The 19,404-nt window shown below is 40.2% G+C and carries 17 protein-coding genes; 7 read left to right on the top strand and 10 right to left on the bottom strand.

Annotation, left to right across the window (positions count from 1 at the left end):
- Nucleotides 1–93: 93 nt before the first annotated feature.
- The 3 genes from HMAT_RS10835 to HMAT_RS10825 all read right to left on the bottom strand — a co-directional run bounded on the left by HMAT_RS10835 (nt 94) and on the right by HMAT_RS10825 (nt 2,633).
- Complete coding sequence (locus tag HMAT_RS10835) at nt 94–837, bottom strand: dienelactone hydrolase family protein (RefSeq protein WP_104382717.1); 744 nt, start codon at nt 835–837, stop codon at nt 94–96.
- Nucleotides 838–1,005: 168 nt separating this feature from the next.
- Entirely contained in the window at nt 1,006–1,854 is an 849-nt protein-coding gene (locus HMAT_RS10830) for an NAD(P)-dependent oxidoreductase (protein WP_104382716.1), read from the bottom strand.
- 152 nt (nt 1,855–2,006) lie between these two features.
- Entirely contained in the window at nt 2,007–2,633 is a 627-nt protein-coding gene (locus HMAT_RS10825; RefSeq protein WP_104382715.1) for a Crp/Fnr family transcriptional regulator, read from the bottom strand.
- A gap of 410 nt (nt 2,634–3,043) precedes the next feature.
- On the opposite strand from HMAT_RS10825, the gene HMAT_RS10820 reads away from it, so the two are divergent.
- The 3 genes from HMAT_RS10820 to HMAT_RS10810 all read left to right on the top strand — a co-directional run bounded on the left by HMAT_RS10820 (nt 3,044) and on the right by HMAT_RS10810 (nt 7,408).
- Nucleotides 3,044–5,656, top strand: a complete 2,613-nt coding sequence (locus HMAT_RS10820; protein ID WP_104382714.1) for a TonB-dependent receptor — start codon at nt 3,044–3,046, stop codon at nt 5,654–5,656.
- A 101-nt stretch (nt 5,657–5,757) separates the two neighbouring features.
- On the top strand, nt 5,758–6,141 hold the full coding sequence (locus HMAT_RS10815) for a hypothetical protein (protein ID WP_104382713.1): 384 nt from the start codon (nt 5,758–5,760) through the stop codon (nt 6,139–6,141).
- 70 nt (nt 6,142–6,211) lie between these two features.
- A complete protein-coding gene (locus HMAT_RS10810; RefSeq protein WP_104382712.1) occupies nt 6,212–7,408 on the top strand; it encodes a hypothetical protein in 1,197 nt (398 codons plus the stop codon).
- Nucleotides 7,409–7,576: 168 nt separating this feature from the next.
- Here the strand turns inward: HMAT_RS10810 and HMAT_RS10805 are convergent, their stop codons facing one another.
- Together HMAT_RS10805 and HMAT_RS10800 are read right to left on the bottom strand one after the other, a co-directional pair.
- On the bottom strand, nt 7,577–8,434 hold the full coding sequence (locus HMAT_RS10805; RefSeq protein WP_293942656.1) for a prephenate dehydrogenase: 858 nt from the start codon (nt 8,432–8,434) through the stop codon (nt 7,577–7,579).
- Nucleotides 8,435–8,582: 148 nt separating this feature from the next.
- A complete protein-coding gene (locus HMAT_RS10800; protein ID WP_104382710.1) occupies nt 8,583–9,743 on the bottom strand; it encodes a pyridoxal phosphate-dependent aminotransferase in 1,161 nt (386 codons plus the stop codon).
- A gap of 271 nt (nt 9,744–10,014) precedes the next feature.
- Between HMAT_RS10800 and HMAT_RS10795 the strand changes: the two genes are divergently transcribed.
- The 4 genes from HMAT_RS10795 (at nt 10,015) to HMAT_RS10780 (ending at nt 14,537) form a co-directional block, all read left to right on the top strand.
- Nucleotides 10,015–11,838: an ABC transporter ATP-binding protein gene (locus HMAT_RS10795; RefSeq protein WP_104382709.1), complete on the top strand. Its 1,824-nt coding sequence runs from the start codon at nt 10,015–10,017 to the stop codon at nt 11,836–11,838.
- 134 nt (nt 11,839–11,972) lie between these two features.
- The gene (locus HMAT_RS10790; RefSeq protein ID WP_104382708.1) at nt 11,973–13,172 is read left to right on the top strand and encodes a CofH family radical SAM protein; all 1,200 of its coding nucleotides are present in this window, start codon (nt 11,973–11,975) and stop codon (nt 13,170–13,172) included.
- 17 nt (nt 13,173–13,189) lie between these two features.
- Nucleotides 13,190–13,816, top strand: coding sequence for a histidine phosphatase family protein (locus HMAT_RS10785; RefSeq protein WP_104382707.1), 627 nt, complete (start codon nt 13,190–13,192; stop codon nt 13,814–13,816).
- Nucleotides 13,809–14,537 (top strand): menaquinone biosynthetic enzyme MqnA/MqnD family protein, encoded by a 729-nt coding sequence (locus HMAT_RS10780; RefSeq protein ID WP_104382706.1) that lies wholly within the window; start codon nt 13,809–13,811, stop codon nt 14,535–14,537. The genes HMAT_RS10785 and HMAT_RS10780 overlap by 8 nt, the downstream gene beginning before the upstream one ends.
- Before the next feature lie 88 nt (nt 14,538–14,625).
- Here HMAT_RS10780 and HMAT_RS10775 read toward each other — a convergent pair whose 3' ends face one another.
- From HMAT_RS10775 to HMAT_RS10755, 5 genes are all read right to left on the bottom strand, one after another.
- Complete coding sequence (locus tag HMAT_RS10775) at nt 14,626–15,930, bottom strand: DEAD/DEAH box helicase (RefSeq protein WP_104382705.1); 1,305 nt, start codon at nt 15,928–15,930, stop codon at nt 14,626–14,628.
- A gap of 137 nt (nt 15,931–16,067) precedes the next feature.
- Nucleotides 16,068–17,075, bottom strand: a complete 1,008-nt coding sequence (asnA, locus tag HMAT_RS10770; protein ID WP_104383385.1) for an aspartate--ammonia ligase — start codon at nt 17,073–17,075, stop codon at nt 16,068–16,070.
- 291 nt (nt 17,076–17,366) lie between these two features.
- Entirely contained in the window at nt 17,367–17,693 is a 327-nt protein-coding gene (locus tag HMAT_RS10765; RefSeq protein ID WP_104382704.1) for an iron-sulfur cluster assembly accessory protein, read from the bottom strand.
- A gap of 80 nt (nt 17,694–17,773) precedes the next feature.
- Nucleotides 17,774–18,952, bottom strand: a complete 1,179-nt coding sequence (locus HMAT_RS10760; protein ID WP_233789187.1) for a cysteine desulfurase family protein — start codon at nt 18,950–18,952, stop codon at nt 17,774–17,776.
- A gap of 26 nt (nt 18,953–18,978) precedes the next feature.
- Nucleotides 18,979–19,404, bottom strand: a complete 426-nt coding sequence (locus HMAT_RS10755) for a DUF983 domain-containing protein (RefSeq protein WP_104382703.1) — start codon at nt 19,402–19,404, stop codon at nt 18,979–18,981.

The raw sequence follows: 19,404 nt of genomic DNA, 5'->3' as shown, positions 1-19,404 counted from the left end.
AGGAATACCAATAACTGGAAAATAATCGGATGGGGCACTATTGATCTGGAATGACAGTTCATTTGGATAAGGAGGACGAGTTGCGCTGACTTTTTAGTTTAAGACTTCTTTTAAAAATAATAAGGTATGCGCCCAGGCACGTTTCGCCATAACGGGATTATATTCTGGCGATTCCGGATTGGTAAAGGTGTGTCCGGAATTCGCATACGTAATGATCTGCCAGTCCGCCTTTCCTTCGTTCAGTTCCTTGATTAATCCATCATAATCTTCCTTTGATACACTTTTGTCAGCTGCAGGGTGTTCAACCAATACTTTCACATTGATCGCAGTATTGGGTCTGTCAGGCGATTTAGAAAGCCCGCCATGGATACTTATTACGGCTGCGACGGGCAAATCAGCGCGCGCTGTTTCGAGAGCTCCTGTTCCACCGAAGCAATAACCAATTACTGCAATTTTCTTTGGATCAGCTCCGGCTTTTTTCAATTGGTCGAGGGCGGCAGAGATCCGTTGCTGATAAGCTTTGTAGTCAGCTTTGTAATGACCTGCGATTTTTGAAGCCGCTGTATTGTCCGCTGGAATATTACCTTCACCATAGATGTCGGCAATGAATGCGATGTAACCTTCTTTTTGTAGTTGCAAGGCTGCTTGTCTCGCTTCATTATCAATTCCTTTCCATGCAGGTAAAATAAGCACCGCTGCACCTTTTTTATCTGCATTGGATGTGATTAGCCCATTAAGGCGTTGTGTTCCGTCGGTATAAGATACCTTTTTTAACTCCTGTGCTCTCATACTCATCGTGACAATAGCTAATAGAAATAATGTCAAAGCTGTTTTCATCTGTTCCTGTTTTTATCCGACAGATGTTGTGCGCGATTAAATATAGTTTTAACCTCCGCCAATTCATCTGCTATTCGATTTGATTAAACCATTTGTTTATGATTGTTCTTTAAGGTAACTGCCTTGTGTGCGGTAGGGGCCTTAATATGTTTATTAACCCTTATAAACTCAGGATTGTTTTATAGATTCAATAATTCCGATCACGTCCAATTGTCCCAGACCTTTCTCATGTGCCGCCTGGTAGGTATTGAGCAAAGTTCCGAGTAATGGGTAGGCTGCTCCTGCCTGTTGGGCCAATCGGATATCTTTTAACATCAGGTCCAATGCAAATGCTGCAGTATAGTCCTGCTGGACGAGAAGAGGTGTCTTCACTTTCGTTGCTCCGCTACCGCTGGCACTTTCATTGATGATTTCGAGCATTTCGCTACGTGCTATGCCCAATTGGTCAGAAAATAAGATGGTTTCAGCCAAACCTTGGTAAATAATAGATAGAAAATAATTTATGGCTAGTTTTGCGGCAAGGCCTTTGCCATTTTTACCGAGATGTTTAACGGATTTTCCCATTTTTTCAAGATAGGGTCTAGCACGCTCAAGGTCTGTTTGTTCTCCCCCCACCATAATGATCAGCGTACCTTCTGCGGCAGGTTTGGTACTTCCAGCCACAGGTGCATCCAGAAAAGTAGCCCCTTTTTCCTTTAGCTTACGGGCGAGATCAATACTTGCATCCTGTGCAATAGTACTCATATCCACAAATAATTTTCCGTTGATGGATTGTTCAAGAATTTTACCATAAACCTCCTGAACTGCGGCGTCATTGGTCAACATCGTAAACACAACCGCATTGGCATTGACCAGATCAGAAACTTCATCGTAAACAGTTGACTGCGCTTCGAAGGCTGTTGTTTTTGCTATATTTCTGTTATAAACGGAAAGCGGGAAACCTGCTTTTTCTAGATTTTTTGCCATGGGATGCCCCATATTTCCTAATCCTATAAATCCTACGTTTTCTGTTTTCATATTAAATTAAATGATGTGAATCGAGTATTCTCCTGCCAATAAAGGTACAAATGTTTTTGGATCATTGAATCGTACAGCTGGCCTAATACCATATTGCCTTGAAATCCGTGGGGACGAACACGATATTCGTTTCGTGTAAATTTATTTAGAATCTAAATCAAGACCCTGATTTCATTTCTGAGCAGTACGATTTTATCTTCATTTTCTAATTTCTTCAAGATCCGCGAGACCACCACACGTGAGGTGTTTAAATCTGATGCGATATCTTGATGAGTAAGGGTAAGAATGCGGTCGTCTCTGAGATTTACTTTAGCCTGCAGGTAATTGACAATGCGTTCTTCCATGTTGGAAAAGGCAAGATTATCTATCGCCTGGAGCATTTCGTTCATACGGCTTGCATAACTCGATATAATGAAATTTCGCCATGAAGAATACCTTCCCATCCAGCTATTGACCTGTTCATTAGGGATCATCGCTACAGTAGTATCTTTTTCTGCCCACGCACGAATTTCACTTTTTTTATTACCCATACAACAAGCAATGGACATGGCGCAAGTCTGTCCTTGCTCGAGATAGTATAACAGCAGTTCACCTTTCGCCTCATCCTCCCGAACCACTTTGATCGCGCCTTCTAGCAGCAAGGGCATGGCTCTGATATATTGATCGGTATCAATAATCAGATCACCTGCATGGAATGTTCTGATTCGTGCAGTGTGTGTGATTTCTTTAATTAATGCAGGTTCTAGTATTCCTGTGTAAGCTTGCTCAATGGACAACATAGTTTATTATTATTCATTTAAATATAGTGATTTCAATCCTATTGAAAGCTCCATGTCCACTGAAATAGATCATCGTGTTGATCGTAAAACTCGATCAAGGCAGGCAAGAGAAGTGGTGTTAACGATAACATATGGTAATAGAAGAATTATTTGAGTTATTCAAAGAAGACAAAATTTTATTTTGATTATTTTTTATGTATTAGTATAAAAATGATGTTTTTGTTGTGTTTATGTTAATGGTGTAGGATATCTATTAACTTTTTGGTTTTAAAATCGAGTTTAACCTGTGGAAGATTAAAATATGAAAGGAACATTAATGCTGTATTTATAGGCACCCTAGTGTTAAAATTAGTTAAAAAGACAATCAATTCCTAATTTTGCGGCACAAAAACAAAACAATCACATCTAACATGAAAAAGTCTTTACTTTTTTTTGCACTTGTTTTTGCTGGTTATGGCGTTGTTCACGCGCAAACGGCAAATACTAGTTCGGTTTCAGGAGTTGTAAAAGAGGCTACTGGACAAACAGTTAAAGGAGCAACCATTAAAATCACCCACATCCCAAGTGGAAAAGTAGTAAGCGGCTCAGCTGATGCTCAAGGAAAATTTCAAATTTCAAATCTTCAGGAGGGTGGCCCCTACAAAGTGGAAGTGACTTACATCGGAGAAACTCCAGTGGTCATTGAAAACATCATGTTGAAATCGGGCGAACCGTTAAATATCAATCCGACATTTTCGGAAGACGCTTCAACAAATTTAGATGAGGTTGTTATTGTTGGGCATGGTGTTATTGATATTGCTGTAGGTAGAAAAACACCGATTGCAGTATCCACGATCCACAAAAAAGATTTAGAGGAAAAAGTAGGGGCACAGGATATTACGTCGGCCTTGGCCAATACACCATCTGTATATATTACTGGTCAGGCTAAAGGTTTTGGCGAGTCTTCAATGACGACGCGTGGTTTTGACCAATCCAATACGGCATTTTTATTGAATGGTCAGCCAATCAATGGTATGGATAACGGAAGTGTTTACTGGTCAAATTGGTCTGGTCTTACAGATATCGCATCTTTGGTACAGATTCAACGTGGTTTGGGAGCTTCCAAACTAGCGATTTCATCTGTTGGGGGTACTGTAAACTATGTAACGCAATCCACTTCAATGAAAGAAGGCGGTTTTATCCGGACAACAGTTGGTAACGACATGTTTATGAAAGCTACAGTCGGTTACAATACTGGTTTGATGAAAAACGGATTCGCCGTTTCTGCGATGTTCACACAATGGTCTGGTAATGGTTATATGGATCATACAGAAGGTGCAGGACAGAGTTATTTCCTATCTGTAGGTTACAAAGCAAGCGAGAAGCACAACTTTAATTTTATGGTTACGGGTGCTCCGCAATGGCATAATCAAGGGTATACATCTAAATTGTCGAATTACCTACAATTTGGTAAACGATATAATGACAATTATAAAGATGTCAATGGGGTGATGATGAATCCGCAAAAGAACTTTTATCATAAACCGGTCGCTAATTTAAACTGGGACTGGACCATTGATGATAAATCTTCATTGTCTACTGTTGTGTATGCTTCTTTAGCTGCTGGTGGTGGTCAAGGTTTAAGAAGTGATAAGTATAACAAAGAAAAGTACCTAGCTGCCGATGTGAACAATCATCAGTGGTTTGGTGTTGTTTCAAACTACAACCGTAAGCTTTCAGAATCCTTGAATTTTAATGTCGGTTTTGATGTAAGAGACTACAAGGGAACGCATTACCGTAAATTGACGGATCCACTTGGAAACACAAATGGGGTATTGCTAGGTGGTAATATTAACATAACCGATCCGGTATATTTGACTAATACGTATTCAACGAATCCTTGGAAGGCTTTCTCAAGCAAACCAGATTCCCGTGATGAGCGACTTGCTTGGGATTATAACCAATACATCCGTTATGGAGGTTTGTTTGGCCAATTGGAGTATGCTAAAAATGGATTTACAGCATTTTTCCAAGGATCAGTCTCTGAACAACAAAACAAACGGTATGATTATTTTCAATATACACCCGGAAATGAAAAGTCCAAAACAGTAAACAACTTTGGATATAATACAAAAGGTGGTGTGAGTTATACCTTAGGTCAGCACAGTATTTTTGCTAATGCAGGGTATTATTCCCGTCAGCCTTATCAAAACAATATTTTCATGAATTATGCAAATGATATCAATGAAAATGCTGAAAATGAAAAAATTCTAGGTTTAGAAGCCGGTTATAAATTCACTTCTCGATTCTTGGATGTGAATCTAAACGTTTATCGTACAACTTGGGAAAACCGTGTTACGGGTAGTTCAAGATTGGCGACGGATAAAGATGTTGCTAAATATAATCCCACGAATGATCCAAACATTCTGCTTGCCGGACAATTTATTTACACATCAAATTATGGCGTTAAACAAGATCATAAAGGAGCGGAATTAGACGTTGCGGCACGTCCATTCTATGGTTTGACGTTAACGGGATTTGCATCAATTGGCGACTGGAAATACGATGGAAAGGTTACGGCTATTGAACGTAATGATAACCGTGTTGAATTGGGTAGAGAAGAGGTTGATTTGACAGGAGAGCATGTTGGGAACGCAGCACAGACCACATATGGCTTTGGTGCAAAATATGTTGTTTTCAAAGGTTTTTCTGTTGATGGTAACTACAGACAGTATGATCGCCTGTACTCGTCGAGACACAGGACGGAGGAAGAGGATGGTAAAAAAGTTGGGCGCGTAATGGAACTTCCTTCTTTCAATCTGTTGGATGCCGGATTATCCTATGAGGTTAAAGTAAGCGATAAAAATACAATGAGTTTCCGTGTTAACATGAACAATGTGTTAAACAAATTCTATATCTCTGAAGCGACCTCCAGTACAGTGACCACAGATGTCAACAACACCTGGAAGGGTATCGATACATCCAACTTCGTATTGATTGGTCAAGGTAGAACATGGAACGCTTCTGTGAAGTTTACATTCTAATAATAGCCTATTTGGTATTAAAAGACTCACATAATTGTGGGTCTTTTTTTTTGTTTTTTAATAAAAACTTAATACTTTTAGGTGATCTAACTGTCGACCTGATGTTGCATAAATTAATTTGTCTGGAAAATTTACAGATAGGTACCGTTTATTTCTCTGCTTTTGTGGTAAACCTGGATGGTGGAAATACCGGTTTTGCTTTATTTATTAACCAAGAAAATGATCCGATTTTTATTTTTCGAAAAGAGAAGAAAAATGAAGTGTCTTTTCATGTAAATGAAGAACAGTTCTTCTGGATTGTAAGAAATAGTCAGTTTACAGCTGGTGAACGTCAGGATTTTTTTGCGGAGTTTGTGGAATTTCTACGTTTAATGGAGGATAAAGTTTCCAATTATGTCTTTAAACGTGAAAAACTTGTCAGATTTACCAATTCAAGAGATATCGTCCGCTACAAATATCTTTATTTGACTGGTGAACTGAATTAAAGCTGTTTTTTAAACAGGGATTGCAGGCTGTTAAATTTCTTTTATATTGAAATTTAGCTTAGTTTTGGGTATGAAGCAACTGATATCAAATCTATCTGTTACCCTTTGGGACAAAGCTGTTACTGAGGCAGATTTTAAACTTCCGCCTCCCGTATTACTTGCTAAGTTCTCTTTTTTGCCAATTTCGTCTTTTTTTCCAACGGATACCATTTCCTTATCCCAAGACCGCTTTGATCACATTCGGGAAGAAGATATCAAACTTTTGTTAAGAGGCTTTTCTATTGGAATCATCGGTGATGAAGATCCTGTACAGCTTTTTGAAGAAGCAATTGCTTTGTCGAAAAGCGTGTTGGCTTACAGTTACCTTGGGCTCTATTATTTTAAAATAAAGGCTTATGATGAAGCTATAGCTGTCTATTCCACAGCAATTGAATATTTTAAGGAAGAACCCCATTTTTATGCAAGCCGATGCCTGGTCTATCGCATTATGGGAGAAGATGAAGGCGCATTTTATGATTACCAGATCGCTAAACGATTGGATTTTAACTATCATAGTGTTTTGGAGTGGCAGGAAAACCAAGCTGAGGTAAGCTACTTTGAAGCAGAGAACCTCGTCATTCAAGAGCTAGAATCTACGCAGAAAGATCTCAGTATGGATGAGTTGAATTCGTTGGGACTTGAGTATGTACACTGTTATGATTATTTGAAGGCGATCGAATTGTATACCTTGGCTATCAACAAAAATACGGCAGACGATTGTAATCTCTTTGTTTTTAGGGGAAGTCTATACCTTAAACTTACCTGTTTTGAGCTGGCCTTGAACGATTTTAATCGGGCAATCGAATTGGATGAACATCAAACTGCGGCCTATATATTCCGAGCGAAGGTATTTGAATCATACCGTTATTCCGAAAAAGCGCTGCGGGACTATGCGAAAGCTGAAAAAAATGACAGTAACTCGTCCATCGTTTATGAGGAACGGGCTTCTTTATTTGAGCGCTTAGGCTGCCTGCCTGAAGCACTGTCTGATTTCGACCGTTTGGTCGAACTGAATCCCGAGGACTTTTATGTGTATTCTTTACGGGCAGATCTTAAGGAAAAACTGGCAGACATGCATGGTGCATTGATCGATTATTCAATGGCTATTGAGTTGAATCCTTATTATTCGGACTTATATTCCTATCGAGCTGCGATCAAAGAAAGGCTCGGAGATTCGGTAGGAGCGAAGCTCGATCTAGATAAGTTTAATGAATTGGAAGACGAATAGAGAGATGAAACCATTCGGAGGCTGTTAGCCGCACGAATAAAATCAAATAGCAACGGGGCGGCCCGAACTTTGGGCCGCCCCGTTGCTATTTTAGGAAAGCTCCTGCCGGAGTCCGAAATTGTTGTTCTTTCAATCTGCGCGATGGCTGGCCTATAATGGATGCTCGCCCTACTTAATGATACGCTTAATCTTATTTGAACGCTTGATCAGTTTGTGCAATTTGTCATAGTCTTCACTGGCAATGGAATCATGTAATGACTGTAGTTGTTTGATATGTTCTTCCAGGACTTCAAGCACATTTTCTCGATTTTGTTTGAAGATGGGTGTCCACATATCGGGTGAACTTTTGGCCAGACGCACCGTGGATTCAAAGCCCGATCCTGCAAGCTCAAATATACGTCCCTGTGATTTTTCCTTTTCCAATACTGTTAATGCTAAGGCAAATGAAGTAAGATGGGAAATATGCGAAACATAGGCTGTATGTACATCGTGCTCATCAGCGTTCATGAAGCAAGTGCGCATCTCCAATTGATCGGTGATTGCATCGGTGATTTCGAAAGCGTCTTCGTCTGTCCTGAAAGCCTCGACATAAACCATCATCTTCCCTTTAAAAAGACCGGCAACAGCAGCCTCCGGACCCGAATATTCTGTGCCCGCCATTGGGTGGGCAGCAATATAGCGACCTCTATTTGGATGATCTTTGATTTTGTTGAGTATGTTCGTTTTAGTTGACCCCATATCGATAACAACTTGATCGGTGACCTGATCAAGAATCTGTGGAACAACCTGCAAAATAGCATCAACAGGAATAGTCAATATAAGTACCTTACATGTTTTTATTGCTTCTTCCAAGGTCATTGCTTCGTCGATAAAGCCTATCTGCTTTGCTTTGTCAAGATTTTTCTCGCTTTTATCTACGCCGATAATCTTACTGCAGAATTTTGTTTCCTTTAGGCGAATGGCAACTGAGCCGCCAATTAAGCCTACGCCTACGATGGCAATATTCATATGTGAATAATTATTAATTCGTGTTTATTGTATGTATAAATGCTTCACATTTATTTTACGGACTCTTGAAACCCGGCCTTTTTTGGTATCAAATGAAATAGCTGTTTTGTTTTTCGTCTTCACGGGCTATTTCATCTGATTCAAATGTTAACATTGAAAATTACTGTTAAAAGCTTTCTTTGATACGTTGGATGGATTCTTCAAGAACTTCAACTGTGGCACAGAGACTGATGCGGATGTACTGATTTCCACCATCTCCAAAGATTCCTCCCGGTGTGATAAAGACACGTGCTTTGTTCAATGCCGCATCGCTCAGGGCATAACCATCGGCATAGGTGTTCGGAATCCGGGCCCAGACAAATAAGCCTACCTGATCTTTTTGGTATGAACAGCCCAAAAGGTCCATGATTTCATACACCTTTTGACGTCTATCAGCATAAATTTTGTTTAAATCCTGATACCATGACGTGTCAAGTTGCAGGGCTTTCGCCGCGGCCAGTTGAACGGGAAGAAACATCCCGGAATCCATATTGCTTTTAAAACGTAGTACCTGATTGATGCGCTCCTCGCTACCAACCAGTACTCCGACTCTCCAGCCCGCCATATTGGATGATTTGCTTAAAGAATTTAATTCAATTGCAACCTCTTTAGCGCCTTCTACGCTCATGATACTACGTGGTTTATCTGTCAGGATAAAACTATAGGGATTGTCATGACAGATGAGGATGTTGTATTCCTTTGCAAACGCAATCAATTCACCATAAAATGCATCTGAGGCCGAGGCACCCGTAGGCATGTGCGGGTAATTGATCCACATCAACTTGACATCAGATAGGTCCTGTTTGCGAAGTTCGTCAAAGTCAATCAGCCAATTTTTTTCCTGCGTAAGCTTATAAGTGATTGCTTCTGCTCCACTTAATCTTACGGCCGCAGCGTAGGCTGGGTAACCGGGATTAGGGATTAGCACTTTGTCTCCTTCTTGGAGGTAAGTCATGCAAATGTGGACGATTCCTTCTTTCGATCCAATGAGTGGCAGGATCTCGGTGTTCGGATTAAAAGTAGCCTGATAATAGCGTTGATACCAATCTGCAACAGCTTGCCTTAAGGCTGGAGCTCCTTTATAATTTTGATAGCCATGTACATTTGGAAGTTGGGCATTCTCATTCAAGGTCGCAATTACCTCCGGATGAGGAGGCAAGTCAGGACTTCCAATTCCTAGATTGATTACACGTGCACCCTGTTTATTTAACTCATCTATTTCTCTTAATTTTTTTGAGAAATAATATTCTTCAGTATGCTGCAATCTTTTGGCAACGTCTATTTGCATTTTATTTTTAATAATTTTGGTATTTGAATGAAGCTAAATTAGGGAATTATCTATAAAAAGCAGCCATTTTTGTCTTTTTTTCAATTCAATACCTCGTTCTGTGTTTATCACTGAGGTGCAACAATTTTATTGAAAAGAAGTGTATGAGTGCTTTTCTTGATTAATTTGTTATTTTTGTTCAATTTCCTCACTAAAAGAAATCTTAAATGGAAGAGGAGAGATCGACAAATTACTTTTCTGTATAAAATTAATTTGTCTAAGTTCAATATTAATGAAAACATATTTTAGGCTCTTATCATTCGCTAAACCCATTGAGAAATTTGCAATTCCGTATGTGATCTGCACGTTGATTACGGTTGTTTTTAGCACATTAAATTTAGCATTACTCGCTCCATTACTCCATACACTTTTTAATACAGGCGAAGCTACTGTCGAAGCAATAAAACCCGAGACTTACACCGATATTTTGGCTTGGTTTAATTACTACGCTAGTATGGCAAATGAACAATTGGGTGCTTATGGCGCATTAAAGTACGTTTGTATTGTTATTGTAATTTCTGTATTTATAAGCAATCTTTTCCGCTATTTCTGTCAGCGGATTATGGAGAATTTTCGAATCCATACCTTGTTAAAACTCCGTAGAGCTGTATTTGATAATGTAATGGACTTACACGTTGGCTATTTTACAGGGCAACGCAAAGGAGATATCGTCTCAAAGGTGGCATCCGATGTACAGGTGGTACAATATTCGGTTACAGGTACATTGCAGGTGGTATTCAAAGAACCGTTACAATTGATCGCCTATATCGTGATGTTATTTAATATCTCGGCGAAACTGACCTTCTTTTCGCTGTTGGTTATTCCTATTTCAGGATTTTTTATTGCTCGAATAGTAAAGAACTTGAAAAGTCAGGCGCGCTCGGCACAGGAGTCTTATGGAAACATGATTTCCTATCTGGATGAAGCATTGTCCGGTGTCAAAATCATCAAGGCTTTTAATGCGGTATCTTTTATCAAAAATAGATTTCATAACGAGAATGAGCGCTACGCTAATATCGGGCGTGCGATGGCTAAGCGGCAACAAATGAGTTCACCTGTCTCGGAGTTACTGGGGGTGATCATGGTGGCAATCATCTTGTTATATGGTGGACATCTGGTGCTTTCAGGAGATCAGAGTTTGACTGCTCCCGCATTTATTGCCTACATTGCTATTTTTTCACAGGTTATGCGTCCTGCAAAAGCATTGACCGATGCCTTTAGTGGTATTCACAATGGTCTTGCTGCAGGAGAACGGGTGTTGGAACTGGTCGATGAGCGGAGTGAAGTAACCGATAAACCCAATGCAAAAAAGGTCGGAAGCTTTGAACAGAATATTGTTTTTAAGGATGTAGATTTTGCCTATACGAAGGATAAGAAAATACTACAGGGGATAGACCTGACGATTGAAAAGGGAAAAGTAGTGGCTTTGGTTGGTCCTTCGGGTGGAGGTAAATCGACATTGGTCGACCTTATTCCTCGCTTTATGGATGTCACTGATGGCCAGGTCCTTTTTGACGGTGTGGATTTGAGAGATCTGGATCAGGATTCTTTGCGCGATATGATCGGTGTAGTCAATCAGGAGTCGATTTTATTTAACGATACCATTTTCAATAATATCGCATTTGCCAACCTGTCTGCCAGTCAGGAAGAAATTGAAGCAGCAGCAAAAATAGCTAATGCACATGAGTTTATTCTTAAGACGGATCATGGATACCAAACGAATATTGGCGACAGAGGCGGGAAACTGTCAGGTGGCCAGCGTCAGCGGATCTGTATCGCACGTGCTGTGCTAAAAAATCCACCGATCATGCTATTGGATGAGGCGACTTCGGCTTTGGATACCGAATCTGAAAAATTGGTGCAGGATTCACTCTATAAATTGATGGACAATCGGACAACTGTTGTTATCGCCCACCGTTTAAGTACCATTCAGAATGCGGATAAGATTGTTGTGATCGAAGCCGGAAAGATTGTTGAAGCGGGGAGCCATAGTGAATTGCTGCAACATGATGGTTTATATAAGAAGTTGATCGACATGCAACAATTTACAGATTAAGAATATTGTTTTGATAAAGTTTTAATCGTCTTTATAACAGTAAAAAGATACACTGCCGAATAAGTGTTATCACATTTTTTATTATAACTTTTGTTGCCTTTTCGGTACATTTGTTTAAGATAGGAGATACATTAATGAACGCAATAGATAAATTAAATTTCTTGATCAATGATAAAAATTTAGCCGTTGAATTAAGAAATATAGCGGAGAAAGTTTTGCGAGAGGAGCGTATCACTTTTGATGAGGGAGTTCTTTTATATGAAAAAGGTGAATTGGGGTATCTTGGTGTCTTAGCCAATTACATTCGTGAGAAACGTCATGGAGATCATACCTTTTTTAATCGCAATTTTCACATAGAACCCACCAATGTCTGTGTATATGACTGCAAATTCTGTTCCTATTCCAGGCTGATCAAAGAACGCGCTGAAGGCTGGGAAATGGAGGTCGAGGGGATGATGGATATCGTAAAAAAATATGATAATGAAGCTGTTACCGAGGTGCATATTACGGGTGGCGTTGTTCCGAAGCAGAATCTGGAGTTTTATGCGGATTTCTTTAAAAGATGTAAAGCACATCGACCTGAATTGCATATCAAGGGACTGACCCCGGTAGAGTATTATTACATTTTTAAGAAAGCGAAACTGAGCCATTATGACGGGTTGAAATACTTGCAATCCTGTGGGCTGGATTCGATGCCGGGAGGAGGCGCAGAAATCTTTCATCCAGAAATCAGGGAGCAGATCGCACACGACAAGTGTACAGCTGAACAATGGCTGGATATTCATGAACAAGCACATCGTTTGGGGATGCATACAAATGCAACCATGTTGTACGGCCACATTGAACAGTTTTGGCACCGAGTGGATCACATGGAGCGTCTGAGACAGCTTCAGGATAAAACAGGCGGATTTCAGACATTTATTCCACTGAAATTTCGAAATAAAGAAAATCAGATGTCCCATATTCCGGAAGTTTCAGTTATTGAAGACTTGAGAAACTATGCTATTGCGCGAATCTATATGGATAATTTTGACCATATCAAAGCGTATTGGGCTATGATTTCAAGAGACACAGCACAATTGTCGTTGGCATTTGGCGTGGATGATATTGATGGTACATTGGACGATACAACTAAAATTTACAGTATGGCCGGTGCGGAGGAACAGAAGCCCGGAATGACAACACAAGAGGTGGTGGAGCTGATAAAAAAGGTAGGACGTCACCCTATTGAACGCGATACCTTATATCATGTAGTGACAGATTATAATGATGTGGTCTTTGAAGAAGACTCCAAAAAGAAAAGTTATTACGCACTACCGGTTGTGAACTCATAAACTAGATCATACGCATTTTGAAAAAGACATTTTATTTTATACGACACGGACAGACTGATCTAAATCTAAAAGGCATTGTGCAGGGAAGAGGGGTTAATTCTCCATTAAATGAAACCGGAATGGCACAAGCTCAGGCTTTCTTTGAACGGTACAATACAGTGCCTTTTGACAAAGTATACACCTCAACTTTATTGCGTACCCATCAGACGGTAAAGGGTTTTATCGACCTTAACTTGCCTTGGGAGCAGCTTGTCGGATTGGACGAAATTAGCTGGGGAATCTACGAAGGAAAGGAGCAGACTCCAGAACTGTTGTCTGGTTTTGAACAACTTGTTGCTGCATGGCGTAATGGAGAATTGGATGTCAGTATTGAAAATGGAGAATCTCCCAACGCATTAATGGAACGCCAGCGGGTTGCACTGGATCATATGCTGGCTCAAGCAAATGAAGAAAATATTCTTGTTTGCATGCATGGTCGTGCCCTGCGTATTATGCTTTGCCTGATGACTGGTATTGATGCTCGATATATGGACGATTTTCCACATACAAATACTGCTTTATATAAATTGCTGTACGATAATGGTCAATTTGAAATTATAGACCATTACAATACAGACCACTTAGAAGCATTGATGAATGAATAAAATTAGAGTTTCAGCCGTATCTTACACAAACACATATCCGTTTTTGAACGGAATACGTAAATCAAAGGTAATGGATCAGATTGATCTCAGTGTCGATTATCCAAGTGCCTGCGCACAAAAAGTAATAGGTGACGAGGCAGATATGGGAATTATTCCTACTGCCGCACTATTAAGTCTCCCCGAATATTACATCAATACGGATTTTTGTATTGGAACTGAAGGCGCCGTTGACTCGGTGTTTATTTTTTCCAATAAGCCTATTAACGAGGTGGAGACCCTCAAATTGGATAAGCAATCGCGTACTTCTAATGGCCTTGCCCGTGTGCTGCTAAAGAATTACTGGAAGAGAGAGGTTCAGTTGATTACAGACGACGGAATAGAGCCGGATGCTTATGTCCTGATCGGTGACCGCACCTTCGGTAAAAAGAACAGCGTACCCTATGTTTATGACTTGGGAAAGGAATGGTTTGATTTTACTGGATTGCCTTTTGCCTTTGCACTCTGGGTAAGCAATAAAAAGTTGCCTGAATCATTTGTGAAAGATTTCAATGATGCGCTCGCTTATGGTGTAGCTCATGCGACTGATGTCATTGAAGGATTACCCGAATTTGAAGGGTTTGACTATACAAAATATTTAACGGCACATCTTGATTTTCACCTAACGGATAGAAAACGAGAAGCTGTACAACGTTATTTGGGCTATTTGAAAGATCTCGATTGATCAAATAAAGCTTAGCGTGCTAGAAATAAAAAAAGAGGTTTGCCGGCAAACCTCTTTTTTTATACGCAGATACACGTCGTTATGCTTTCTAAGTTCTCCCAACTTTCACTTTTCGACCTTTGACCTTTTGTCCGTTTGCGGTATTAATGATCGTTAAAGCAAGTTTGCGTTTAACCGCAACATACGCGACTTTGTCTTTGACTTCGATAATGCCAATATCGTCTTTTTCGATTCCGCCCAGATTCAGCAGAAAGCCAACGATGTCAATTTTGTTGATTTTGTCCTTCCTTCCCGCGCTGACATAAAGTGTCGCAAAAGGAGAGTTTTCGGGAAGATCATAAAAATCAGGAAATTCTTCTTCAGCTGTATCGGCGGAAATATAGGGATAATTTTCTTCGGGTTTTAATATCACATACACATCACCTTTGGCCTGCATACGTGCAGTCCTTCCGTTGCGATGGGTAAAGTCATCTTCCTTGTGCGGAAGTTGATAATGAATGATGGCGTCTACCTCGGGAATATCCAGTCCCCGGGCAGCAAGGTCCGTTGTAATCAGGACATTGTTGGAGTGGTTTCTGAATTTTAGCAGCGCCAGTTCTCTGTCCTGCTGCTCCAAGCCGCCATGAAAAATGTCATGAATAATATTGCGATTGTTCAATAATTCACTGATATGCTCTACAGCATCGCGGTGGTTGCAAAAAATAATCATTTTTTTTGTGCCGATCTTGCAGATAAGTTTTAATAGTGCTTCGAGTTTCTTTTGGCTGGTAGCAACTACTTTTTTTATTGTGATCCGTGGGATATTGTTTGCATTTTTCAAGAAATCGACAGTAATGGGATCCTGAATCTGTGTAAAGGCCGGAATCGTTTCCATTGTTGTCGCAGATGTCAATACGCGCGACTTAATTTGGGGCATATGCCGAATGATAAAATCCATTTGCTGATGAAATCCAAGTTCCAGTGACTTGTCAAATTCATCCAGTATGAGGGTATGGATCTGCGTAGGATCAAAATTTCCTTCTTCAAGATGCTGTTTTATTCGACCGGGAGTACCGATCAGAATAGAGGGCGCATCTTTGAAAGCATTTTTTTCGATTCGTGTGCTATGTCCGCCATAGGCGCAAGTCACTTTGTATCCTGTTGTCAGTTTTCGGATGACTTGCTCGATCTGTAAAGCAAGTTCACGGGTGGGCACTAAAACCAAGACCTGTACTTCACGGGCGATATCTTTTAGCTGTTGTAGTATTAATAATGAAAAGGCTAATGTTTTTCCTGATCCTGTAGGGGAGAGTAAGATAAGATCTTTGTCCTGCTGGTAGGCATCCAATACCTTTTGTTGCATTTCATTCAGGGATGAAATACCTAATTTGTTTAAAATAGCTTCTAGCTGCATTGCACAAAAGTACTAATTAAAACGAAAAGGTAACCCACCTCTTTCAGATGGATTACCTTGGCCAGATTTTCGTAATGGACTTTATAGCGATTGAATGCTTTTTAAGATCCGGAGTATAATACTTTAGAAGTATCGGTTTAGAGTATGTCAATACCTTCTTCTCGCAGTGCCTGTTTTTTATCTTCTTCCCAGATACTGACCTGTACTTCGCCGATATGTTGTTTTTTTAGCATAAACATGCATACACGGGACTGGCCGATACCGCCGCCCATAGATTCGGGCAGTTCATCGTTAAGAAGCATACTGTGAAACGTGAGTTTGGACTTTTCGCTGCAATTTCTGATTGCCATCTGATGGGCTAATGCTTTTTTATCAACACGAATACCCATGGATGAAAGCTCGAATGCTGAATTTAAAATCGGGTTCCAAACAAGAATATCACCATTTAAACCATTGTAGCCAGCTTCGTTAGTTGTGCTCCAATCGTCGTAATCTGCCGCTCGACCGTCATGTGCTACTCCATTGCTCAGTGCACCGCCAATGCCATACAGAAATACGGCACCGTATTCTTTTGTGATGGCATTTTCTCGTTCTTTGGCACTTAAATCGGGATACCTTTGCAATAACTCTTCGGAGGAGATAAATGTAATGGTCTCCGGGAGAATCGCTTTTATTTGTGGATATTTACGCTCCACCTGTAATTCTGTAAATCGAAGTGATTCGTATATATTGAGTACAGTATCCTTCAGGAGAACCAAATTACGTTGATCTTTTCCGATCACTTTTTCCCAGTCCCATTGATCTACATAAATGGAATGTATAGGGGTGTAATCTTCATCTGGACGAAGAGCTTTCATATCTGTGACAATACCTTCACCCGGTAACATTTCAAGCTCTTTTAGCCGTACTCTTTTCCATTTCGCCAACGAATGAACCACGACTGCCCGCTTTTCATTTAGGGATTTGATCGGAAAGGAAACAGGGCGCTCGATGCCATTCAGATCATCGTTTAATCCTGTACCATCCAGAACCACCAGCGGTGACGAAATTGGAATCAGATTTAGCTTGTTTTTTAATTCTTGGACAAATGTATCTTTAACGAAGCTGATAGCAACTTCGGTATTTAAAAGTTTTCTTCCCTCCATATGAGTCAATTGAAAAGCCATGTACGGATCGTTGTACATCGCATCATTTTTCTTATTCAGTTATTTGATACAAAAATATGAAAATATCATTTGCTAATATGTTTTGTTGTGATTTTTGATATTTATCTATTAAAATGTTGAAAAAATATAAATATTACAAGAAAAAGCGAATAGGTCAATATGTAATTGTTAAACTATTAATTTGTCGGTGCAACTAAACTCAGCCGACCTAATAAAAAAAGCCCTGAAATAATTTTCAGGGCTTTTTTTATTTTATGGAATGGGATCCGCTTATACCGAGAAACTCTCGCCACAGGCACATGTACGGCTTGCATTTGGATTATGAAATTCAAATCCTTTTCCGTCCAACCCATCGGAGTAATCAAGTTCCGTTCCCGCTAAATAGAGGAATGATTTGATATCCAAACAGATTTTAACGCCTTTATCTTCGAAAAACTGGTCTCCCTTTTTTTCCTCATTATCGAAATTCAGTTTATAGCTTAAACCTGAGCAACCACCACTTTCTACAGCAACGCGCACAAAGTAATTGCCGTCATATTGCTCATCCTTCATGATTTCCTCGATACGAGTTTTTGCTTTATCTGTAACTGTAATCATAGTTGTATCTTTGTTGTAGACAAAGATACATACAATATCGCTATATTTCGTCTGCTCTTAAGTTTTTAGAATGTCATAAATTAACTGATCAAACCGGCCTTATAAAGTTGCCATATGGGCGATTGATCTCTTATTTTTTGTACAGCTTCTTTGATCAATTGTACGCATTGTAGGATTTCTTCACCTGTGGTCAATATACTTAGGCTAAATCTAATTGCAGAAAGTGCATCTTCTTTGGATATACCCATAGCCATCAGTACATGTGAGGGTTCCCTTGATCCGGTAACACAGGCGGAGCCGGAGGACAGGGCCAAGGTAGGACAGGCGGTCATAATCTCGCTTGCAAGCACATGTTTAAAACTGATATAGCTTGTCGTAGGTAAGCGGGGAGTATCTTGCCCATGTATAATAATTTCAGGAATATAAGCCAGTTCGGCTTCCAATAGATCCCGATATGCCCGAACGTTTGTATAGGCTTGTGGGTTTAGCATAGAGATCGCCTTTCCAAAGCCAACGATGGCCGGAACATTGTAGGTTCCGCCCCGAAAACCATTCTCCTGACCACCACCTAAAATTAATGAAGTAAGCTGAATGGGCTTTGATTTGCGTCGGATATAAAGTGCACCAATTCCTTTTGGGCCATGAATTTTATGTGCACTCAGACATAAAAGATCAATAGGAAGCTGCTGGAGGTCGATCGCAATTTTTCCGATTGCTTGTGTAGCGTCGCAAAAAAATAGAATATCTTCTTTATGGCAGATGGAGGCCACCTGTTCGATCTCAGTCAGTACGCCAGTCTCATTATTCGCAGCCATCAGACAGATTAATATGGTTTTGGCGGTAATGGCACGTTTAAGATCATCCAAGACTATGTGCCCCTGACTGTCAACGGGAAGATAGGTGATTTGAGCCCCTTGTTTGGTCAGTTGTTCACAGCAACTTAATACCGCTTTATGCTCTGTAGTGGCTGTAATGATATGATTTCCTTGAGACCGGTATTTATCAAATACGCCGTGCAGTACAGTATTGATGCTCTCTGTCGCGCCGGAATTGAAAAAAATTTCCTTTGACGTACAATTTAAAGCCTCGGCGACTTGCGCTCTGCTCTGTTGAACCGCTGCATTTGCTGCTCTACCCATCTGGTGATAAACACTGGACGCATTTGCATAATTTTGGATGAAATAAGGGATCATTTCCTGCCATACTTCATCCAAAATTCGGGTGGTTGCATTGTTGTCCAAATATAGGATATCCTTCATCAGCATAAAGATAAGGATAATGCTGTTTATGCAGAAGCTTTCACATCAACTTCCTTCTTTTTGACATTGGGGTCATAGCGCAACCCCGGCGTCAGCCAGTACATCAAAATGATACGTGAATACCGATAATTGAAGGGAGACATTAATACAACACTTAATATCGCAACAGTCGCATAAAGAATGAAGGACGAATCATTGCCGGTAAGGATGTAAGTTGCCATACAGGCTGTCACCATCTCTGCGATGGCAAATGCATAGGTGACATACATCGCACCATAGAAATAACCCGGCTCACGCTCATAACGGAGACCACAGTATTCACAATGACTGTTCATCTTTTGTACCTTTAGGCCATAGGCAGGGCCTTTGTAGACATGACCGACTCTACATCTTGGACATTTTGCTTGCCATGCGGCTTTGAATTCCGATAGTTCGTATTTAACTTCTTCCAT

Source organism: Sphingobacterium sp. HMA12, from assembly GCF_002933815.1.
GTDB lineage: Bacteria > Bacteroidota > Bacteroidia > Sphingobacteriales > Sphingobacteriaceae > Sphingobacterium.
Note: the sequence above shows the minus strand (reverse complement) of the source record. Positions and strands in the feature narration are given on the sequence as shown.

Bases quoted from the DNA above. Each gene is read 5' to 3' on its own strand.
- HMAT_RS10835 (WP_104382717.1), bottom strand. From the start codon at position 837: ATGAAAACAGCTTTGACATTATTTCTATTAGCTATTGTCACGATGAGT.
- HMAT_RS10830 (WP_104382716.1), bottom strand. From the start codon at position 1,854: ATGAAAACAGAAAACGTAGGATTTATAGGATTAGGAAATATGGGGCAT.
- HMAT_RS10825 (WP_104382715.1), bottom strand. From the start codon at position 2,633: ATGTTGTCCATTGAGCAAGCTTACACAGGAATACTAGAACCTGCATTA.
- HMAT_RS10820 (WP_104382714.1), top strand. From the start codon at position 3,044: ATGAAAAAGTCTTTACTTTTTTTTGCACTTGTTTTTGCTGGTTATGGC.
- HMAT_RS10815 (WP_104382713.1), top strand. From the start codon at position 5,758: ATGTTGCATAAATTAATTTGTCTGGAAAATTTACAGATAGGTACCGTT.
- HMAT_RS10810 (WP_104382712.1), top strand. From the start codon at position 6,212: ATGAAGCAACTGATATCAAATCTATCTGTTACCCTTTGGGACAAAGCT.
- HMAT_RS10800 (WP_104382710.1), bottom strand. From the start codon at position 9,743: ATGCAAATAGACGTTGCCAAAAGATTGCAGCATACTGAAGAATATTAT.
- HMAT_RS10795 (WP_104382709.1), top strand. From the start codon at position 10,015: ATGAAAACATATTTTAGGCTCTTATCATTCGCTAAACCCATTGAGAAA.
- HMAT_RS10790 (WP_104382708.1), top strand. From the start codon at position 11,973: ATGAACGCAATAGATAAATTAAATTTCTTGATCAATGATAAAAATTTA.
- HMAT_RS10780 (WP_104382706.1), top strand. From the start codon at position 13,809: ATGAATAAAATTAGAGTTTCAGCCGTATCTTACACAAACACATATCCG.
- HMAT_RS10775 (WP_104382705.1), bottom strand. From the start codon at position 15,930: ATGCAGCTAGAAGCTATTTTAAACAAATTAGGTATTTCATCCCTGAAT.
- asnA (WP_104383385.1), bottom strand. From the start codon at position 17,075: ATGGAGGGAAGAAAACTTTTAAATACCGAAGTTGCTATCAGCTTCGTT.
- HMAT_RS10765 (WP_104382704.1), bottom strand. From the start codon at position 17,693: ATGATTACAGTTACAGATAAAGCAAAAACTCGTATCGAGGAAATCATG.
- HMAT_RS10760 (WP_233789187.1), bottom strand. From the start codon at position 18,952: ATGAAGGATATCCTATATTTGGACAACAATGCAACCACCCGAATTTTG.
- HMAT_RS10755 (WP_104382703.1), bottom strand. From the start codon at position 19,404: ATGGAAGAAGTTAAATACGAACTATCGGAATTCAAAGCCGCATGGCAA.